This is a genomic window from Variovorax paradoxus, from assembly GCF_009755665.1.
Taxonomy (GTDB): domain Bacteria; phylum Pseudomonadota; class Gammaproteobacteria; order Burkholderiales; family Burkholderiaceae_C; genus Variovorax; species Variovorax paradoxus_G.
Genome location: NZ_CP046622.1, coordinates 2,156,342 through 2,175,702, shown reverse-complemented (window position 1 = coordinate 2,175,702; position 19,361 = coordinate 2,156,342). Strand labels below are relative to the sequence as shown.

At 66.7% G+C, this 19,361-nt stretch carries 13 protein-coding genes; 4 read left to right on the top strand and 9 right to left on the bottom strand.

Annotated features, from left to right (window positions below; genetic code table 11):
• Positions 1-36: 36 nt before the first annotated feature.
• The 4 genes from GOQ09_RS10145 to GOQ09_RS10130 form a co-directional block, all read right to left on the bottom strand.
• Entirely contained in the window at positions 37-390 is a 354-nt protein-coding gene (locus tag GOQ09_RS10145; RefSeq protein ID WP_157613313.1) for a hypothetical protein, read from the bottom strand.
• Positions 391-648: 258 nt separating this feature from the next.
• Positions 649-1,797 (bottom strand): DSD1 family PLP-dependent enzyme, encoded by a 1,149-nt coding sequence (locus tag GOQ09_RS10140; protein WP_157613312.1) that lies wholly within the window; start codon positions 1,795-1,797, stop codon positions 649-651.
• 14 nt (positions 1,798-1,811) lie between these two features.
• Positions 1,812-2,798, bottom strand: a complete 987-nt coding sequence (locus GOQ09_RS10135) for a tripartite tricarboxylate transporter substrate-binding protein (protein ID WP_157613311.1) — start codon at positions 2,796-2,798, stop codon at positions 1,812-1,814.
• A gap of 27 nt (positions 2,799-2,825) precedes the next feature.
• The gene (locus tag GOQ09_RS10130; RefSeq protein ID WP_157613310.1) at positions 2,826-3,503 is read right to left on the bottom strand and encodes an HAD family hydrolase; all 678 of its coding nucleotides are present in this window, start codon (positions 3,501-3,503) and stop codon (positions 2,826-2,828) included.
• Between the two features lie 72 nt (positions 3,504-3,575).
• Between GOQ09_RS10130 and GOQ09_RS10125 the strand changes: the two genes are divergently transcribed.
• Positions 3,576-4,502, top strand: coding sequence for a LysR family transcriptional regulator (locus GOQ09_RS10125; protein ID WP_157613309.1), 927 nt, complete (start codon positions 3,576-3,578; stop codon positions 4,500-4,502).
• A gap of 308 nt (positions 4,503-4,810) precedes the next feature.
• Here the strand turns inward: GOQ09_RS10125 and GOQ09_RS10120 are convergent, their stop codons facing one another.
• Complete coding sequence (locus tag GOQ09_RS10120; protein ID WP_157613308.1) at positions 4,811-5,737, bottom strand: LysR family transcriptional regulator; 927 nt, start codon at positions 5,735-5,737, stop codon at positions 4,811-4,813.
• 120 nt (positions 5,738-5,857) lie between these two features.
• On the opposite strand from GOQ09_RS10120, the gene GOQ09_RS10115 reads away from it, so the two are divergent.
• On the top strand, positions 5,858-6,823 hold the full coding sequence (locus GOQ09_RS10115) for an alpha/beta fold hydrolase (RefSeq protein ID WP_157613307.1): 966 nt from the start codon (positions 5,858-5,860) through the stop codon (positions 6,821-6,823).
• A gap of 90 nt (positions 6,824-6,913) precedes the next feature.
• Positions 6,914-7,705 carry an SDR family NAD(P)-dependent oxidoreductase gene (locus tag GOQ09_RS10110; RefSeq protein ID WP_157613306.1) on the top strand — a complete coding sequence of 264 codons (792 nt, stop codon included), beginning with the start codon at positions 6,914-6,916 and terminating at the stop codon, positions 7,703-7,705.
• 14 nt (positions 7,706-7,719) lie between these two features.
• Here GOQ09_RS10110 and GOQ09_RS10105 read toward each other — a convergent pair whose 3' ends face one another.
• A complete protein-coding gene (locus GOQ09_RS10105) occupies positions 7,720-8,649 on the bottom strand; it encodes an AraC family transcriptional regulator (RefSeq protein ID WP_157616644.1) in 930 nt (309 codons plus the stop codon).
• A gap of 142 nt (positions 8,650-8,791) precedes the next feature.
• On the opposite strand from GOQ09_RS10105, the gene GOQ09_RS10100 reads away from it, so the two are divergent.
• Complete coding sequence (locus GOQ09_RS10100; protein WP_157613305.1) at positions 8,792-9,754, top strand: alpha/beta hydrolase family protein; 963 nt, start codon at positions 8,792-8,794, stop codon at positions 9,752-9,754.
• A gap of 498 nt (positions 9,755-10,252) precedes the next feature.
• Here GOQ09_RS10100 and GOQ09_RS10095 read toward each other — a convergent pair whose 3' ends face one another.
• The 3 genes from GOQ09_RS10095 to glgX are packed head-to-tail and all read right to left on the bottom strand — an operon-like array spanning position 10,253 to position 19,339.
• Positions 10,253-15,325 (bottom strand): malto-oligosyltrehalose synthase, encoded by a 5,073-nt coding sequence (locus tag GOQ09_RS10095; RefSeq protein ID WP_242631059.1) that lies wholly within the window; start codon positions 15,323-15,325, stop codon positions 10,253-10,255.
• A complete protein-coding gene (gene treZ, locus GOQ09_RS10090) occupies positions 15,318-17,180 on the bottom strand; it encodes a malto-oligosyltrehalose trehalohydrolase (protein ID WP_157613303.1) in 1,863 nt (620 codons plus the stop codon). The genes GOQ09_RS10095 and treZ overlap by 8 nt, the downstream gene beginning before the upstream one ends.
• Positions 17,177-19,339 carry a glycogen debranching protein GlgX gene (gene glgX, locus GOQ09_RS10085; RefSeq protein ID WP_157613302.1) on the bottom strand — a complete coding sequence of 721 codons (2,163 nt, stop codon included), beginning with the start codon at positions 19,337-19,339 and terminating at the stop codon, positions 17,177-17,179. Before glgX ends, treZ begins: the two co-directional genes overlap by 4 nt.
• Positions 19,340-19,361: the final 22 nt, after the last annotated feature.

Genomic DNA, 19,361 nt, shown 5'->3' with positions numbered 1-19,361 from the left:
TCATCTGACCTTCAGCCCTGAGCAAGAAGGCTGTTGCTATTCGGCGTCTGCTTCTTCGTCGCGCAGCCACTCCTCAGCCTGCTCGATGCCAGCATCGCTTTCGACCAGGAAGGTATAGGAGAAGTCGAAACGAAAGGCGTTTGATTGCTTCGCCGCTCTCCACCCAACGGGCGAATTGGCCTGCTCGGAAGGGACGTCCTCTGGTCGCGTTAGCTGAGCGGTAGCACGGCGAAATATCTTGCCGGTCACCTGCACACTGAACTCAAGGGCCGCTCCAACCGCCCTCGGCTCATAGTACTCGCCGCAAGCGGCGATCGCCTCGGCAAAGTCCGAGAACGGTCGCCGTACCACGATTTCGCGTTGGTCTTGGAAGACGGAAAGAAAGTACATGTTTAGGCGAACTATGCCATCCGAACGTCACCGGCCTGCTTGTCCGTGGCAACGAATTCGACGATTGAGGTGTTGTTGACCGCCATTGGGAAGCTGGAGGAAAGTCCGCTGTTGGCCGACTGTAGCCGGTCGCGGGTTTTAGCTTTGAAGCCCGAAGCAGCCGGTCGCGTCGCCCCTAAGCGGTCAATCGCCCGATCACGCAGGGCGGGCGCTGCGACATGGACCGGGCCCGACATATTGCGTGGTTCAGCGGCGTTCTCACCAACCATGGAAGCGCTCCCAGGTTTGCACCGTGCCATCCGCAGCCAGCGCCTGGTAGGCGGGAAACTGCGCACCGGTCGCGCAGGCATGGTTGGGCAGTATCCGCAACCGGGTTCCCGCCGGGAAGCGCGCCACGATGTCCGGGTCCGCGGCGCCTTCGCGCGACAGGATGCCGTGCTCTTGGTTGGCGGCCGACAGCAGGTAGCCCTCGATCGGCGTCCCGTCCACGGTGCACACCTGGCCATAGCCGTAGTCGCGCTGCTGCTTGCCCGTGCCCCGGTCGCGGCTCATGGCCATCCAGCCGGCATCGACGATGGCCCAGCCCTTGTCGGCCTGGTGCCCGATGACGGTGGTGAGCACGCTCAGCGCGATGTCTTCAACGCTGCAGACGCCCACGTTGCGCATCACCAGGTCGAAGAAGACATAGACCCCGGCACGCAGTTCGGTCACGCCCTCTAGAGACGCGGCTTCCAGCGCCGTGGGCGTGGAGCCTACCGACACGATGGGGCACGGCAGGCCCGCGGCGCGCAGGCGCTGCGCAGCCTGGACGCAGCCAGCGCGTTCCTGCTCGGCCAGGGCGGCCAGGGCCTGGGGCGTGTGCAGTTCGTAGCTGGAGCCCGCATGCGTGAGCACGCCAGCCAGGCGCATGCCGCCTTCGTGCAGCGCGCGGCCGACTTCGAGCAGGACGTCCTCGCCCGGCTTGATGCCGGAGCGGTGGCCGTCGGTGTCGATCTCGATGAGCACCTCGAAGACGTGGCCATGCGTACGGCCGTATTCGGCGATGGCCCGCGCGCCCTCGACGCTGTCGGTCAGGATCTGCAGCGCGCAGCCGCGCTGGCGCAGGTCCAGCGCATGCGCGAGCCGGTGCGACGCCATGCCGACGGCATAGAGGATGTCGGTCACGCCGCGGGCGAAGAACTGGTCGGCCTCCTTCAGCGTCGACACCGTGATGCCCGCCGCGCCGGCGGCAAGCTGGGCTGCGACCACTTCGGCGCATTTGCTGGTCTTCACGTGCGGGCGGAAGCGCACGCCCAACGCATCGGCCTGCTGCTGCATGCGCGCGATGTTCCGCTGCATGCGCTGAAGCGACACGATCGCTGCGGGGGTGTCGATCTCGGCAAGATGACTTGGCGGGGCGTTCTGCATGTTGTTCTTTCGGATCAGTCCAGGTATTGGCCCTTGGCCTTGAGGGCCGGCACGTCGTCGCGGATGCCGCGCGCGATGAGCGCGGTGACGGCCGCGGGTGTTGCATCGGCGGGTGCGGGCAAGTCGACACCCAGCCCTTCCATCTGCTTGCGAAGCGCCGGATCGGCCACTGCCTGCTGCAGCGCGCCGGTCAGTTTGGCGAGCACGGGCTGCGGGGTGTCGCGCGGGGCGAAGAAGGCGTTCCAGGAACGCACGTCCAGGGCATGGCCAGCTTCCGCCGCGGTGGCTGCACGCGGCAGCTGCGTGAGGCGCGTGCCCGACAGCACGGCGACGGCCTTGATGCGCCCACCGGCGATCTGCGGCAGCGCGGTGGTGGTCTGGTCGCACATGAAATCGGTCTGCCCGCCCATCAAGTCGTTGATTGCCGGCGCAACGCCCTTGTAGGGCACGTGCGTGACGTTCTGGCCGAGGGAGGACAGCAACAGCACGCAGCCATAGTGCGAAATCGACCCCACCCCCGCGCTGCCGTAGGAGGCCTTGTCCTTGTGCTTCGCCAGCCAGGCGCTGAACTCGCGCAGATCGTTCGCCGGCAGGTCGGCGCGGGCCAGCAGCAGCATCGGTGCCGCGCCCGCGGGGCCGATGGGCGCGAAATCGGCAACCGGGTCATAGGCCAGCTTCTTGTACAGCGCGAGGTTGGCCACATGCGTGCCGATGCCTCCGAACGAGATGGTGTAGCCGTCGGCGGCGGCCTTGGTCGCCTTGGTCAGGCCGATGACGCCGTTCGCGCCACCGAGGTTCTCGATGACGATGGGCTGGCCCAGCGGCGCAGCCATCTTCTGTGCGACAGCGCGGGCCAGTGCATCGCTGGGGCCGCCGGCCGGGAAGGGGACGATGAGGGTGACCGGGCGGTTTGGATACGACTGTGCGAAGGCGCCAGACGCAGCCAGCAAGCCGGCACAGAGGGAAGCAAGGCTGCCGGCCAGGCGAAGGGAGCGAATCATGGGCAGGTCCTGGAGTGGTGGGTTGAATCAGGAAGCGGCCGGACGGAAGCCGCGCAGCCATGGCAGTGCGTCATCGAGCGTGGGCGACTCGACCTCCGCCGGCGGCGCGCCTTCGGGCCGGGCGAGGCCGACGCGGTTGTGCCAGTAGGTGCGCAGGCCCACGCTGGCGGTGCCGAACATGTCGTAGCCTGAACCGGCAACGAAGGCTGCCTCGGCCGGCTCCACGTTGAGGCGCTCCAAGGCCATCCGGTAGGGCCTCGGATCGGGCTTGTAGAAGCCCGCCTCCTCGGAGGTCACGACCACGTCCCAGTCGATTCCCAGGCGCTCGGCGGCACGCTGGCCTAGGCGCCGCGAGCAGTTGGTCACCACGGCCAGCTTGCAGTGAGGCTGGAGCGCCCGCAGCAGTTCGGTGGCGCCGCTCCATGCGGGCAGCTCGTCCCAGTGGTCGTCCAGCGACTGAGGCGCGCTCGCCGGCAACCCCACCGTAGCGGCAGCCTGCCGCACCAGCTCTTCGTAGGGCACGTAGGCGCCGCAGCCATAGGTCAGCCGCAGGTATTCGGCGCGCCAGGTACGGCCCATCTGCTCGGAGCCCGCAGCCGCGTTCCAGACGGTCCACGAGTCGAGCAGCGCAGTGAGCAGGTCGAACAGCACGGCCCGGGGGTAGCGCCCGGTCGCGGCGGCAATGGGAGTCGAAGTGTTTTGCATGGCGCTCACTTTAGGTGTGCCAAGGCGCTTTCGTGCTTCACTCTTTCGTCATCAATAGTTAAGCTTTACTGAATGATGCAGATCGAAGACCTTCGCCTGGCTGCCGCGCTGCTGCGCGAGAGCTCGCTCAGCGCGGCTGCGCGCTCGCTCGGTGTCACGCCGCCCGCGCTGTCGATGCGCTTGCGCAAACTCGAGGCTTCGCTGGGCCTGGTGCTGGCCAACCGCACGTCGCGCAAGCTGCACCTGACCTCGGAAGGCGAACGGTTCGGGCGCGAGGCCTATGAACTCCTGCTGAAGTTCGACGGCCTGCGCGAATCCCTGCAGCGCGACGACCGGCGCCTGAGCGGAACGCTTCGGGTGGCCGCGTCCTTCGGCTATGGCCGCACGCATGTCGCGCCGTGGCTGTCCCGTTTCTCCCGGCTGCATCCGGCCCTGCGGCTGCAGCTGGACCTGCGCGAAACACCGTGGCCCGACAAGCACGATTCCGACGCGGTGGTGCACGTGGGCGCGGTGCGCGACTCGTCCTGGGTGGCCCATCCGCTCGCTTCCAACGAACGCTGGCTATGCGCGAGCCCGGGCTACCTGCGCGAGCACGGCACGCCCCGCAACCCGGCGGACCTGGCCTACCACGCCTGCATCTGCATCCGCGAGAACGACGAGGACGTGACACTGTGGCACATGCGACCCGCGGGCAGCGGCGCCCGCAAGAGCGAGACGATGCGCATCAACCCGGCGTTCGTCAGCAACGACGGCAGCGTGGCGCGCCAGTGGGCCGAGGATGGCCTGGGCATCGTGCTTCGTTCGCAATGGGATGCCGCCGAAGCGCTGGCCGCCGGCCGCCTCGAGCGCGTGATGGCGGACTGGGAATTTGGCGCCGCGCCGGTGGTGGTGCTGGTGCCCACGCGCAAGGGGCGCAGCGCGCGGGTGCAGGCGCTGGTCAGTTTCCTGGTGGAGGCGGCGGGTCGACCGGACGGGCGTGGCGCCGAGTCGCACCCGTGAATCCGCGTGCGGTGAGCGAAGACCAAGCGGCCGACATGCGAGACCTATCCTATCGATGACTGCTTGCGGACGAATAAACCCGGCGCATTGTCGAGGGGAGAACGCCTTCGGCGTCCAATTTGGAAAGACGTGCGCTACGTCCGCTCTTGGCCGACTGTTGCCGTACCCTTATGGCACTTTCTCCCGTGACCGCATCGCTGATGTCTCGAGTCGGCTTACCCAAGCGCCCGTGTTGAAGGATTGTTCCTGGCCAATTGTTGTCTGACGCCAGTTCAAACGTCGTGATGAAAGCTCACGCAGGCGCAGGCTCACTTCTCCACCGCTGCCGCCCCACCCTTCACCAGCGGCGAGTCTTGCACAGCATCGACCAGAAAGTCGACCATCACTCGCACCTTTGCGCTGAGGTGCCGACGGCTTGCATAAATCGCCAGGATGTCGACCGGTGGCATGTGATAACCGGGCATGACCTCCACCAGCCGACCGGCCTGCACATCATTGCCGATCACGAAGCTCGGTTGCCAGATGACGCCGGCACCAGCCAGCGCCGCGGCCCGGGCGGTTTCGCCATTGTTGGCGCGCAAGGCCCAGCGCACCCGCACGGACTCCAGCGTTCCGCCGGGGCCGGCAAACTGCCACTCGTCGGATGTCGCACCGTACGTGTAGCCCAGGCAAAGGTGCCTGGCAAGGTCTGCCGGCACCTGGGGCATGCCATGGGCCGCAAGGTAGCCGGGCGAGGCGCAGACCAGGTTCGGCGAGCGGCCCAGGCGGCGTGCGATATGGCTGCCCGAGGTGGTGCGCGAGATGCGGATGGCCAGGTCGTAGCCCTCTTCGACGATGTCGACCACGCGGTCGATGAGCGCGACGTCGAGTTCGACGTCGGGGTACTTCGCCATGAACTTCGGCCACAACGGCGCCAGCACGAGGCTGCCAAAGCTCAATGGCGCGTTGATGCGAAGGCGCCCCCGAGGCTGCAATGACGCAGTGGTGGCCAGGGCCTCGGTCTCCGCCACTTCTTCAAGAATCGATTTCGCCCTGTCAAAAAGCGCTTCACCGCCTTCGGTGAGCGACAGCCGGCGCGACGTGCGGTTGATGAGCCGCGTGCGCAGGTGTGCCTCAAGCTCGTTGATGTAGCGCGTCACGTTGGCTGGCGAGGTGTCCAGCGCGTCGGCCGCCTTGGTGAAACTGCCCCGCGCCACCACGGTGACGAACACCTCATACGCACGCAATCGGTCCATGAGCGGCACGTCCAATCATTCATGAAAGCTGAATGAGTAAACCACTTTTGGCCTCTTTCTGGAAGTGAAGCTGAACCATAAATTCACCCCATCCCAGAAACCAACAGAAGGAAGCTCAACATGACCGCAACCCGTTTCAACCCCGCCGCCCCCTCCACTCCCACCCGCCGCGACCTGCTTGCTGGCGCGCTCGCCGTCGGCGCCGCCCTGAGCTTGGGCGGCACCGCGCACGCGGCACCCGCCTCCGACGCGGTGCCGGGCTTCCGCTCGGGTAAAGCGGAAGTGAACGGCACCCGCATCAACTACCGCATAGGGGGCAGCGGGCCGGCTGTCGTGTTGCTGCATGGCTACGCCGAAACGGGGCACATGTGGAACCCGCTGATGCCGCTCTTGGCCAGGACGCACACGGTGGTTGTGCCCGATCTTCGGGGCGCCGGCAATTCCTCGAAGCCCGAGACGGGCTATGGCAAGAAGAACATGGCTGTCGACATCCACGAGCTTGTGCGCTCGCTCGGCATTCGCAGCGTCAGCATCGTCGGGCACGACATCGGCCTGATGGTGGCCTACGCGTATGCCGCGCAGTTTCCGTCGGAGACCGACAAGGTGGTGCTCATGGACGCCTTCCTGCCCGGGATCGGCGAATGGCAGAACGTGTGGCTCTTGCGCGACCTGTGGCATTTCCATTTCCACGGTGCCACGCCGCTGGCGCTTGTGAAAGGGCGCGAGCGCATCTATTTCGAGCACTTCTGGAACGACTTTGCGGCCGACCCCAAGCACTCGGTGCCCGAAGCCGACCGCCAGTTCTACGCCAGGGCCTATGCGCAACCCGGCGGCATGCGAGCAGGGTTTGAATATTTCAAGGCCTTCGAGCAGGATGCGGCCGAGTTCGCCGAACTGGGCAAGACGCCACTGCCCATGCCGATGCTGGTGCTCTCCGGTGAAAAGGCCGGCGGGAGCTTTCTGATCGAGCAGGGAAAGATGGTCGCAACCGATGTGCAGGGCGTCATCGTCAAAGGCTCCGGGCACTGGTTGATGGAAGAGGCGCCAGAGCAGGTCATTCCGGCATTGGTCAACTTCCTCGGCTGACGGGGAACTGCCGCGAACTCGCGGCCCGCGGGTGGCACGAACAACAGAACTCGGCGAACATGAACGCCGAACCAACCCAGGAGAACCAAGATGGATCTGCAACTCGATGGAAAGCTCGCGCTGGTGAGTGGAAGCACCGCCGGCATCGGCTACGCAATTGCGCGCACGCTCGCCCAGGAGGGCGCAAGCGTGATCGTGAACGGCAGATCGCAGGCCGCGGTCGAAGAGGCGGCAGAGCGCATCCGTTCGGAAACGCAAGGCACGGTGCTCGGCTACGCCGGCGACCTGAGCCGGGCAGATGCCGCCGAAGAAGCCGTGCGTCGTCATCCCGGCATCGGCATCCTGGTGAACAACCTAGGCATCTTCGAGGCCAAGGCATTCGAAAATATTCCCGATGAAGACTGGCAGCGCTTCTTCGATGTCAATGTGCTGAGCGGCGTTCGCCTCGCACGACTGGTACTGCCGGAAATGAAGCGAGCCAATTGGGGAAGAATCATCTTCATCTCGAGTGAGAGCGCCGTGCAGATACCAACCGAGATGATTCACTACGGCATGACAAAGACCGCGCAACTGGCGGTGTCGCGCGGTCTTGCCGAATCGCTCGCCGGAACGAACATCACAGTGAACAGCGTACTTCCGGGCCCAACCAAATCGCGCGGCGTCGGCGACTTCGTGGAAGGCATGGCACGCTCGAGCGACAAGAGCTTCGAGCAGGTAGAGGCAGAGTTCTTCGACCACGTTCGCCCCACCTCGCTGATCAAGCGCTTCGCCTCGCCGCAGGAGGTGGCCTCGCTCGTGGCTTACGTGGCAAGTCCGCTCGCCTCGGCGACGACGGGTGCGGCCCTTCGCGTCGACGGCGGCGTCGTCAAGAGCGCCTTCTGACGAACGCTTGATGCCTAGGTGTCGGCGTTGACGGCTGCAGTAGCACGACGATTCGGGCGGCGCGCGAAGTGCGCGGGGGGCTGGCCTACATGGCGCGTGAATGCGACGCTGAAAGCACTGGCCGAGCCGTACCCGACGCGCCCAGCGACGTCGGCGACCGTTGCGCCATCAAGGCTGAGCAAGCGCTTGGCGACCGCGATGCGCCACCCGAGCAGGTATTCCATCGGCGTCACGCCGACGAGTCGGCTGAACCGGGTGAAGAACGCAGACCTTGACATCGCGGCCTCGCGCGCGAGCTGGGCGACGGTCCACGATGCGTTCGGCTGCTCGTGCATCCGTCGGATCGCCTGGGCCAGTCGCTCGTCGGCCAGGCCGCGGACGAGTCCGGGCGAGGCCGCCTGTTCCGGCGTCGATCGAAGCGCCTCGATCAGCAGCACGTCCAACAGGCGGGCGAGCACGACGTCGCGCGCAGGGCGCCGGGCGCGGAACTCCGCGTGGACCAGCGACACGAGCGTGGTGAGCGTCGGCTGGCCTCGGACGTGCACGAGCTGCGGTAGCAGCGACACCAAAAGTTGCGCGTCCGGCGACCCGAAGATGCAGTAGCCGACCAGCAGCCGCACATCGGGCGGCGCGTCCGGGTCACCGTGCCGGATCTCGCCGTCGGGGCGGAAGGCGTACGCCGTCTCCTCGCCGTCGGCCGGTGGCTCCAGGCTCGACACCGAGAAGTCGAATGCGGCAGGAACGAGGACGAAGTCTCCCTCTTCGAGTACCAGGGCTTCCTGCCCCTGAACCGTCAGCCGAGCGGCTCCTTCCAAGACGGCGCAGAAGAACGGGCGGCCTGCTTCAGCGCGACGCGCCACCCACCGCCCGGCGGCCGTGGCTAGCTTTGCGAACGGAGCACTCGGGTGCAGCAGGGTCACGACCTCGGCGAGGGGATCGACCAACATTCTTTGGACTCTTGAACACGAATCATGGACTTTGCATTGTATGCAGTCCTGTCTTCCAACAGTATCGTTGACCGATTGGTACCGCGCCGTCGGTCGTCGATGCGAGCCAAGCAATCCCAACCTCTGAAGGAAACCTCTCATGTCCACCTCCATCTCGCCCCTTGGCGCCATCGCCGCCGTTGAGCCTGTTCCCGTCGTCTCCGTCAGCCCGATCGTGCTTCCGGCGCCGGGGCGCGCCGTCGCACTGCAGGTGCGCGTGTCCGCACCGGCGACCGGCCGCGATCTCCCGATCGTCCTTCTTTCCCACGGGCATGGCGCGTCGAACAACCTGTCGTCGCTGAACGGGTACGGGCCCCTCGCCAACTACTGGGCTGCTCGCGGCTTCGTCGTCATCCAGCCGACGCACCTGTCGTCGGCAACCCTGCGTGGCGTCGTCGACCCGAGCGGACCCGAGGGAGCGCTGTTCTGGCGCTCACGCGCCGAGGACATGAGCCGAGTCCTTGACGCGCTCGACGCGCTCGAAGAAGCCGTCCCGGGGCTGCGTGGGCGGGTGGACCGGAGTCGGGTCGCGGTGGCTGGACATTCGCTTGGCGGCATGACAGCGGGGATGCTCCTCGGCCAGCGCGTCACCGACGCCGACGGTACCGTGGTCGATCTGCGCGACCCGCGCATCGCCGCGGGCGTCATCATCGCCGGGCCGGGCAATCCGGCGTTTCTGACGGGGGCTGCGCGAGACCGCTATCCGATCCTCCGCACGATCGACTTTTCCGCGATGACGGCGCCCGCGCTCGTTGTCGTCGGCGATCGGGACATCAATCCGATGTTCTCCGACCAGGCGGCCTATCGGGCCGGCGCGTATACCCTGAGCCCTGGCCCTAAGGACCTGCTCACCGTGTTCGCAGGCGAGCACATCCTTGGCGGGATCTCCGGCTATGACGCGGCGGAAACTACCGACGAAAGCCCGGCGCGCGTAGAGGCGGTGGCGCAGCTGACGTGGGCTTACCTGCGCACCGCGCTCAACCCGGCAGACTCGGCGTGGACGGCCGCGTGCGCCGCGCTGCGCGATGCGCCTAGCCCGATCGCTCGGGTTGACGCCAAGTGATGCATCTCTGAATCCGCACCGAAGATAAGGTGCACTGCCGCTTGCCTCTTCAGATGCCTCAATTCCGGACGCTGACGGAATATCCGCTTTCAGTGCGAAGAGCCTTGACCATCTGGACACCCCGCGCGGTCCGCGGGGCGCGTCGTAGGCCTTGCGGGATGTGGCGTGTGACGGCCGTGAACAGCGCCGAACAGCACGCGCCGTGAACGGTGGCGGCGAACTGGAACGTCTTTGTAAAAGGGCAATCCCCCTCATCGCTCTCAAAAGACTCCGAATACCTTCAACAAGATGATGACGCCAATGGGGACGCCGCATAGCCAGAGGATGATGCTTTTCATTTGACTGCCTCGGTGGTGGATACGCTGTCACGGTAGCCAGCGTCACCTCGGCCGGCGAAGGGAAAAAACGACCTTTGCAGTAGGAAAACGTCCGCGCCGGTGATCTCCGACGGTTTGCGCCGGGATAGGGCTGATGCTTCGCCTGGGTGTGTCGAGCGAGTCACGCCGATGGTTCCGCGATTTGGATGAAGGCGGCCCACGGCATCCAACAAAACGCCCCTTCGAGCGGGACGACATTGCCGTCCGCTACGAGCGCTTCCCCAGTAAGCACATTCGTTAGCCTCGCACCCCCAAGCCCTTCAGGCAACACCACCCTCGTCCCCCGCCACGCAGCCGCTTCAGGAAGCACCGGCGCACCCCTTTCCGCCTCACCACGCGCAATGCCAGCAAACAACCGCCCGGCAATCACCACCAACGTGCGCCCTTCATGCCTCCGCGCAAAGGCCACCACATGCCGGGCCAACGGCCCTTCGACCGCGAGCCCTTCATAGCTGCCGTCGCGAAAAAGCTCCGCGTGCTCGCGTCGCAGCGACAACATCCGCCAGATGAACCAGAGCTTCGCGCTTCCGTCGTGAGGCGCCTCGGCGAGCGACTGCACCCGCGCCGGCTGGTCGGTTTCGCCGGCCATCGCCTGAAGCTGATCGAGCCGCTGACTGCGCAGCTCATAGTCCACCGGCCGACGGTTGTCAGGGTCGACCAAACTCAGGTCGATGAGTTCACTGCCCTGATACAGATCGGGCACGCCCGGCGAGGCGTACTTCAGCAGCGTCAGCGTGAGGCCGTTCCACGCGCCGAACCACGCGAGGCGATCGGCCATGCGCTGGATGTCGGCAAGGCAGCCGCCTTGCGAACGATCGGAAAGAATCTTTCGTACCAAGGCCTCCAGTGCCTCTTCGTACTGCGCATCGGGCTGGGTCCAGCGCGTGTGCGACTTGGATTCGCGCGCGGCCTTTTGCATGTACTGCAGCACGCGCTGTTCATACGCAGGCGCGGCTTCGGCGCTGAGTCCGCCGAAGGGCAAGGTGCCGAGCAGGGTCTGGTAGAGCAGGTATTCGTCCGCGCGCGAAGGCGCAGCCGCCTCGTGCCCGCCGCGGCAGAGCGCATGCCAGCGCGTGAGCGCATCGCGCCACTCGTCCGGCATTTCCGAAAGCACGTCGATGCGGTTGCGCACATCTTCCGAGCGCTTGTTGTCGTGCGTGGAAGTGGCCAGCATGGTGTGCGGCCAGTGGCACGCGCGGTCGGCGCTGAGCGAATGAAACTCTTCCACATCGAAGCCGAACTGATCGGGCTCGCCGCCCACCTCGTTCAGCGCGCTGAGCGGAAAGTAGCGGTAGAACGCGGTGTCTTCCACGCCCTTGGCCGCAACGGGTGCGCTGAACTGCTGAAAGCGCACAGCAAACCGGCGCACGCGCTCGGCCAGTGCCGGGGTCGCATGCTCAGCGGCCTCTCCGCGCAGGGAGCGGCGCACAAAGGCGAAGATGGAACGGTCGGCATCGAGGCTCTGGCGTTCGGCGGCGTCGGTGGCTGCATCGATGAAATGCGCGTCTTGCGCGGATGGCGCATCGACGATGTAGGTGCGGTACACCGGCATGCATGCGGCCACGCCGGCCAGTGCGCGGCGCAGCGCGTTGAGCGTGTAGTCGCGCGTGGTGCGGTCGGCGCGTGCAATTCGCAGCAGCTCGGTGGAGAGCACGTTCAGCTCCGACGCGAGCGCGCTGCGCATGACCTCGTGCTTGCCTGCGCGGGCCACTGCATCGAAATCTTGCGCATCGCCGGTGAAGCGGTGCCAGGTTTGCCGCAAGGCGTCGGCCGCGGCGGTGTCCACCAGCACGCCGTTAGCCACGTTGGCAAAACGGTAGCCGGTGGTGCCGTGCACATGCCATTCAACCGGCACCTCTTCTTCAGAGGCGGCGATTTTCTCGGCCACCACATACAGCGGGCGCTGGGGCCTGCCGTCGGGCCCTGGGGCCGGCAGCACGATGCCGGCGCGGCGCGCATAGCCTTCCTGCAGTTGCCTGAAGTAGCGCGCGGGGTCGTACAGGCCGTCGGGGTGGTCAATGCGCAGGCCGTCCACCACGCCGGCAGCGGCCAGGTCCAGCGCAAAGGACTGCGTGGCCTCGAACACTTCGTCGCGCTCCATGCGCACCGCCGCCAGGTCGTTGATGTCGAAGAAGCGCCGGTAGTTGATTTCATCCGCCGCCACGCGCCAGTACGCGAGCCGGTAGGCCTGCACCTCGATGAGCCGGTGCAGTTCGTCGCGCGCGCTGTCCGATGCCAGGTTCAGTTCGGCCACCGCTGCAAGCACGGCGCGCGCCAGCGCGGGATGCGCCTGCACCAGTTGCGCGAGCCGGGTCTTGAACAGCTCCTTGTCGCGCACGCGCTCGGTGCGCTCTGAAGGCGCCTGCGCATGGCGGCCCGGCAGGTGGCCGAAGGCGGCCGAGAGACTGGCCAGTTCCGCCGCAAGCACCGGGTCCTTCAGGTGCGGCAGCGCACGCCCCAGCACCACCGGATAGCTTTCGGGCGCAAGCGGAAACCGGTGGTCGAAATAGCGCAGCGCAAAACTGCCCTGCGCCGCTTCGAAATGCAGCACCAGGTCACCGCCGGAGAGCACCTCTCCGTAGTGGCCGCCGAGCACCGGCAGCAGCACCTTGCCGGTCAGCTCTTGGTTGAGCGGCTGCCAGTCGATGTCGAAATACTGCGCGAATAGCGAGGCCGGGCCGTTCTCGAGCACGTCCATCCACCAGGCGTTGTCGGCGCCGAGCACGCCCATGTGATTGGGCACCATGTCGAGCAGCTGCCCCAGGCCGTTGGCCTGCAGCGCTTCAACAAAGCGCGCAAAACCTTCGGTGCCGCCCAGTTCGGGATTGATCTGCGCATGGGCCACCACGTCATAGCCGTGGGTGCTGCCCGCGCGGGCCCGCTGGATGGGCGAGCAATAGACATGGCTCACGCCGAGCTGCGCCAAGTAGGGCAGCACGCGGATGGCATCGTCGAAGCTGAAGCCCTTGTGGAACTGCAGGCGATAGGTGGCCCGCGGCACGCGCGCTTGCATGAGCGGCACCGGCTCCGCGCTTGCGCTTGCGCTTCGGCGAGGCCGCGCAGCGCGCAGATGCCCGGCCAGGCCCTGCATGGCGTCGCTCGCGGCCAGTGCATCCACCGACGACGCGAGCTTGCGCCGCCAGTTCGGATGCGTGTCGACCGTGCCGGGCATGTTGGCCTGTTCCACCTCGCCGGCCACGTCTTCGAGCTGGAACACCATCAGCGCCGACGGCGCAGCGGCCAGAAACGCGTGGATCGCTTGCATGGTCTGCGGCGAGGGTGTTGCCAACGCCAGTGCCTGCGCGGCTTCGTCGTGCGACAGCAGCCCCGCCTCGCGCACCGCCAGCATCAGCCGGATTCGCTCCTGCGCCCGATCGAGCAGTTGCCGGTCGAACAGCCCAGGGTCCGGAAAAAGGCCCAGCGCCAGCCTGAGCCGGAGGTCATGTCCCGACCACCAGCCCGCGAGCGTGGCAAGGTCGTGCGTGCTGATGGCCACCAGTGCCGCCGGTGGATATGCCGCGGGCGGCGTGAACACGCCGCCCTGCTGCTTTTCGAAGTAAAGGAGCCGGTAAGAAAGCACATCGGCCCGCGCGAGAGCATCGCGCATTGCGTCTTCGACCGTGCCCAGGTCTTCGCCCACGACCATGCAGCGATGGCGATGGCTTTCCACAGCCACGATGGCGAGCATCTCGTCGACCGCATAGCGCACGTAGGCGCCGTCGTGCGCGGTGCGGCCCGGTGGAATCCAGAACAGGCGCATCAGCCCCATGACGTGGTCGATTCGCAGCGCGCCAGCGTGGCGCATGTTCTCGCGCAGCATCTGCACGAAGGGCTGGTAGTGATTGGCGCGCAGGCGGTCCGGCCGCAGCGGCGGCAGCCCCCAGTTCTGCCCGGCCGGGTTGAACTCGTCCGGCGGCGCGCCGATGCTTGCGCCCACCGCAAAGCAATGCTGCGCGCCCCATGCGTCCGAGCCGCCGCGATCCACCGAAACCGCCAGGTCGAGGTAAAGGCCGATGCCCATGCCGAGCGCCTCGCAGCGTGCACCCGCACGCGCAAGCTGGCGTTCGGCCAGCCATTGCAGGTATTGGTGGTACTGCAGGCGGTCCGCATGCCGATCCGCAAACTCCCGCACTTCGGGCGAGTCGATGTCGCGGTAGGCCTCGGGCCACACGAGCCAACCCCAGCATTGCGGGTCTGACGCCGCAAAGTGGGCCTGCAGCGCTTCGAACAACGCGTGGCGCCGGAGCGATTCGCCCTGCCCGGCAACGAATTCCAGGAAGGCCTTGCCGGCCGGGTCGGCACCGCCGGCGAGCGAAAGGTGGTGCGTTCTGAAGTGCTCGAAAAGCAGTTCCAGCACTTCGAACTTGGCAGCGGCCACGCCCACATGGTCCACCAGCGGTAACTCGCGCAGTGCGGCCAGCTTCGCCTGGAACTCGGGCGATTCCACGCGGCGGCGCGCGGGCTCGCACGCGGCAAAGTCGTCCACCGCCTCGATGTCGATGTACAGCACGTTGAGCCGTTGCCGCGACGAAGGGCTGTAGGGGCTCGCGCGCTGCGGGTCCGTAGGGAACAGCGCATGCAGCGGGTTCAGCCCGATGACATCGGCGCCCTGCCCGGCCATGCTGTCGATCAGCGCGTCCAGGTCGCCAAAGTCGCCGATGCCCCAGTTGCGCGGCGAGCGCAGCGCATACAGCTGCACTGCCGGCCCCCACACACGGCCACCGTCGCGCACCGCCGGCGGCCGGTAGCAGCGCCCGGGTGACGCGACGACCATGGTCTCGCCGTCCAGCCCATCGATTCGCAGCCAGTGATAGCCGGGCGCAAGCGGTTCCGCCAGGTGCAGGATGCAGCCGCCGTCGTGCAGTGCGTGCGCATCGGCCTCACCGTCGCGAAGGCGGCCTTCTTCATCGCGCAAGTGCCAGCGCAGCCTGCCCGCCAAATGGCCTTGCCGCGGCAGATGCACGCTCCAGTGCGGCGCCTGCGCTGCGACAACGAGCACCGGCGGCATGGCCTGCTGCGCAATATCGCCCGCTGCGGCACCCGCCTGCACACCGAACTCGGCCAGCAATGCGACAAGGCTTTCGGGCGTCGCATGGCGCTGCGTGCCGAAAGCGTCGAAATAGGCGGCGGAGATGCCGTAGTGCCTGCAAAGGCGCTCCAGCGCATCGGGGGACCACTGGGTCGAATCAGCCACCGGACACGTCCTCCAGCGTCGCGTGCACCGCGCCGCGCTCAAGCCGCAGGCCCGCCGCATCTGCCGCAGCACCTGAGCTGTAGACCTGCGCACCGGGCGGCGCCGCGGCTTGCGTGGCGGCCTGCGCACCGAAGTTGGCCAGCAGGTGAAGGCGCCTGGCCGGCTCGCCGGCCGTGGAGCTCACCAGCTCCCACTGCACCTGGACCACGCCGTTTTCGCAGCGATAAGTTCCAGCGTGCCGGGCACCAGCCAGGTGCGGCACCAGCATGCGGTGGCGCGCCTCGAGCAACTGCTGCATTTCGCACAGCCGTGCAAAGTGCGGTTGCGTGCCGCGCTCGCGCCACCGGAGCTTCGAGGCGGTAAAGGTCTCTTCGGCGTTGGGGTCGGGAATACGCGCGCGGGCCGCTTCGTCCGCAAAGGCCGCAAAGCCGCCGAACTCGGCCCGCCGCCCTTCTGCCACGGCAGAGGCCAGCTCGGGACCAAAGTCGCAGAAGTACAGGAACGGCGACGACGCCGCGAATTCGTCGCCCATGAAGAGCATGGGCACGTGCGGCGAGAGCAGCACGCAGGCAAACGCGGCGCGTACCAGCGCCGGGTCGCCCATGGCATGGATGCGTTCGCCGAAGGCGCGGTTGCCGACCTGGTCGTGGGTCTGCAGGTAGGACACGAAAGCGGTCGATGGCAACTGCGTGCTGGGTTCGCCGCGCAACTCGCCGCCGCGGAAGGCCGATGCCTGTCCCTGGTAGATGAAACCCTCGGCCAGCGCGCGCGCAAGGCGGCACGCGGGGTCGTCGGCATAGTCGGCGTAGTAGCCGTCGTGCTCGCCGGTGGTCAGCACGTGCGCCGCATGGTGGAGGTCGTCGTTCCACTGTGCGGTGCCCGCAACGGGCAGGCCGGCGCCGTCGCGTGCCAGCAGCGAGGCCAGGTTGGCATCGTTCTCCAGCACCAGGTGCACCTGCCTCTCGCGCGCCGGGCCGGCGTTCAGCGCCTCGCGGATTTCCTGGACGATGTGCTTTTCGGACGAGTCGCGAATGGCATGGATCGCATCCATGCGAAGGCCGTCCATATGGAACTCTTCCACCCAGTACAAGGCGTTGTGCATGAAGAAGTCGCGCACGGTGCGCGACTTGTCGCCGTCGAAGTTGATGGCGGCGCCCCAGGGTGTGCGCTCCGCCGCGTTGAAGAATTCGGGGCAGCACGCGTGCAGGTAGTTGCCTTCGGGCCCGAAGTGGTTGTAGACCACGTCGACCAGCACCATCAGGCCGAGTGCGTGCGCGGCATTGACCAGCGCCTTGAGATCGTCCGGCGTTCCGTAGCTGGCGTCGGGCGCAAATTGCAGCACGCCGTCATAGCCCCAGTTGCGCGCGCCCGGAAAATCCGCCAGCGGCATGAGCTCGATGGCAGTGATGCCCAGTTCCGCAAGCTCACCGAGCCGCTCGCGCGCAGCCTCGAAGGTGCCCTCTTCCGTAAAGGTACCCACGTGCAGTTCGTAGACCACCGCCTCGTGCCAGGGGCGCCCGCGCCAGTCGGTGTCGGTCCATTCGAAGCGGTGCGGGTCGACGATGCGGCTGGGGCCATGAACGTCGTCCGGGTTGTAGCGCGATGCCGGGTCGGGAATGGTGGTTCCATCCGCCAGCCGATAGGCGTAGCTATCCCCATGGCGCGCATCCGGCAGCGTCAGGCGGTGCCATCCATCCTCGCTGCGCGGCATCGCGTGCGAAGCGTCCGCACCGCCGGCAGGCGTGTGCACCAGCGTGATGCCGTCCGCGGAAGGAGCCCAAAGTGCAAAGTCGACGCCGCCGCCGTTGTTGCTGTTGACGGTAGCCCCAAAGGGCATGCGATGAGCGCGTTTCATGGCCGTACATCCGGTCGGCTCAGCACCACGAGCGAGCGGCACTGCAGCGGGTAGGCGGGCTCCGACCACGCGGGCGCAAGCGCGGCCACGTCTTCGGTGGCGGGCGGTGGCGAGGCGCTGGCGGTGTCCAGCAGCAGCCGCCATGCGCCGTACGGCGCGGGCGGCAGCGTGAACTTGATCTCGTCGTGGTGCGCGTTGAACAACACCAGAAAGTCGTCGTCGTGCAGCGCCTCGCCGCGCGGCCCCCGGTCGACGATGCCGCCGCCGGACATGTACATGGCAAAGCACCTGGCGTTGGCGTCGCCCCAGTCCTCCGGGCGCATTTCGGCGCCGTCGGGCTTGAGCCAGAGCACGTCGGTCACGCTCTCGGCCTCGCTCGGCTTGCCGGCAAAAAAGCTGCGCCTGCGAAACGAGGGGTGCGCGCGCCTGAGCGCGATCGCGCGTTCCACAAAGGTGACCAGCGCCTGCCGCTCGGGCGTGGGCGTCCAGTCGAGCCAGCCGAGCTCGTTGTCCTGGCAGTAGACGTTGTTGTTGCCGTTCTGCGTGTGGCCGCGCTCGTCGCCGGCCAGCAGCATGGGCACCCCTTGCGAAAGCAGCAGCGTGGCCAGCATGTTGCGCTTCTGGCGCTCGCGCAGCGCCACGATCGCGGGGTCGTCGGTCGGCCCTTCCGTGCCGCAGTTCCACGAGATGTTGTGGCTGTTGCCGTCGCGGTTGTCTTCGCCGTTGGCTTCGTTGTGCTTGTCGTTGTAGGAGACCAGGTCGTTGAGCGTGAAGCCGTCGTGCGCGGTAATGAAGTTGATGCTCGCAGTGGGCTGCTTGCCCGACCAGCCGTACAGGTCTTCGGAGCCGGTGAGCCGCTTGCCCACTTCGCCGATCACGCCCGCGTCGCCCTTCCAGAAGCCGCGCATGCCGTCGCGGTAGCGGTCGTTCCATTCGGCCCAGCCCAGCGGAAAGTTGCCGACCTGATAGCCGCCATGGCCCAAGTCCCATGGCTCGGCAATGAGCTTGACGCGGTTGAGCGTCGGGTCCTGCCGGATCGCATCGAAGAACCCGCCAAGGTTTTCGACCTTGCCCGACTCGCGTGCCAGCGCAGAAGCCAGGTCGAAGCGAAAGCCGTCGACATGCATTTCCTCGGCCCAGTAGCGCAGCGAATCCATCACCAGCTGCAGCGCATGCGGATGCTCCAGGTTGACGGTGTTGCCGCAGCCGGTGAAGTCGTCGTAGTAGCGCCGGTTCTCGGCGTTGACGATGTAGTAGGAGGCGTTGTCCACGCCTCGCATCGAGAGCGTCGGCCCCAGCTGGTTGCCTTCGCAGGTGTGGTTGTAGACCACGTCGAGAATGACCTCGATGCCGGCCGAGTGCAGCGTTTTCACCATGGTCTTGAACTCCTTCACCTTGCCGGAGGCGCTGTAGCGCATTTCGGGTGCGAAGTAGGCCAGCGAGTTGTAGCCCCAATAGTTCTGCAGGCCCTTCTCGGCCAGGTGCCTGTCGTTCAGGAAGCTGTGCACCGGCAAAAGCTCCACGGTGGTCACGCCCAGCCGCTTCAGGTAGTCGACCACCGGCGCGCAGCACAAGCCGCCGTAGGTGCCGCGCAATTCGGTCGGCACGTCGGGATGGCGCATGGTGAAGCCGCGCACGTGCAGCTCGTAGATGACCATGTCCTGCCAGGGTATGGATGGCCGGCGGTCGTCGCCCCAGGTAAAGGCGGTTTCGAGCACGCGGCCCTTGGGCACGAGCGGTGCGCTGTCGCGCCGGTCGAACGACAGGTCTTCCCGCTTGCTGCCCACGGTGTAGCCATAGAGCGCATCGCCCCAGCGCAGCTCGCCGATCAGGTCCTTCGCATAGGGGTCGACCAGCAGCTTGTGCGGGTTGAAGCGGTGCCCCTCTTCGGGCTTGTACGGCCCGTGCACGCGGTAGCCGTAGGCCAGGCCCGGGCGTGCCTCGGGCAGGTAGCAGTGCCAGATGCCGTCGGTTCGCTCGCGGATCGGAATGCGCTGGATTTCGTGGCGGCCTTTTTCGTCGAAAAGGCACAGGTCGACGCCCTGTGCGTGTTGGGAGAAGAGCGCGAAGTTCACGCCCTCCCCGTCCCAATTGGCGCCGCGCGGATACGGGCGGCCCGGCCACACGGCCGTGATGAAAGGTCGTTTGCTGCGTGTCATCGAGTCAGGTATGAGAGAAAGA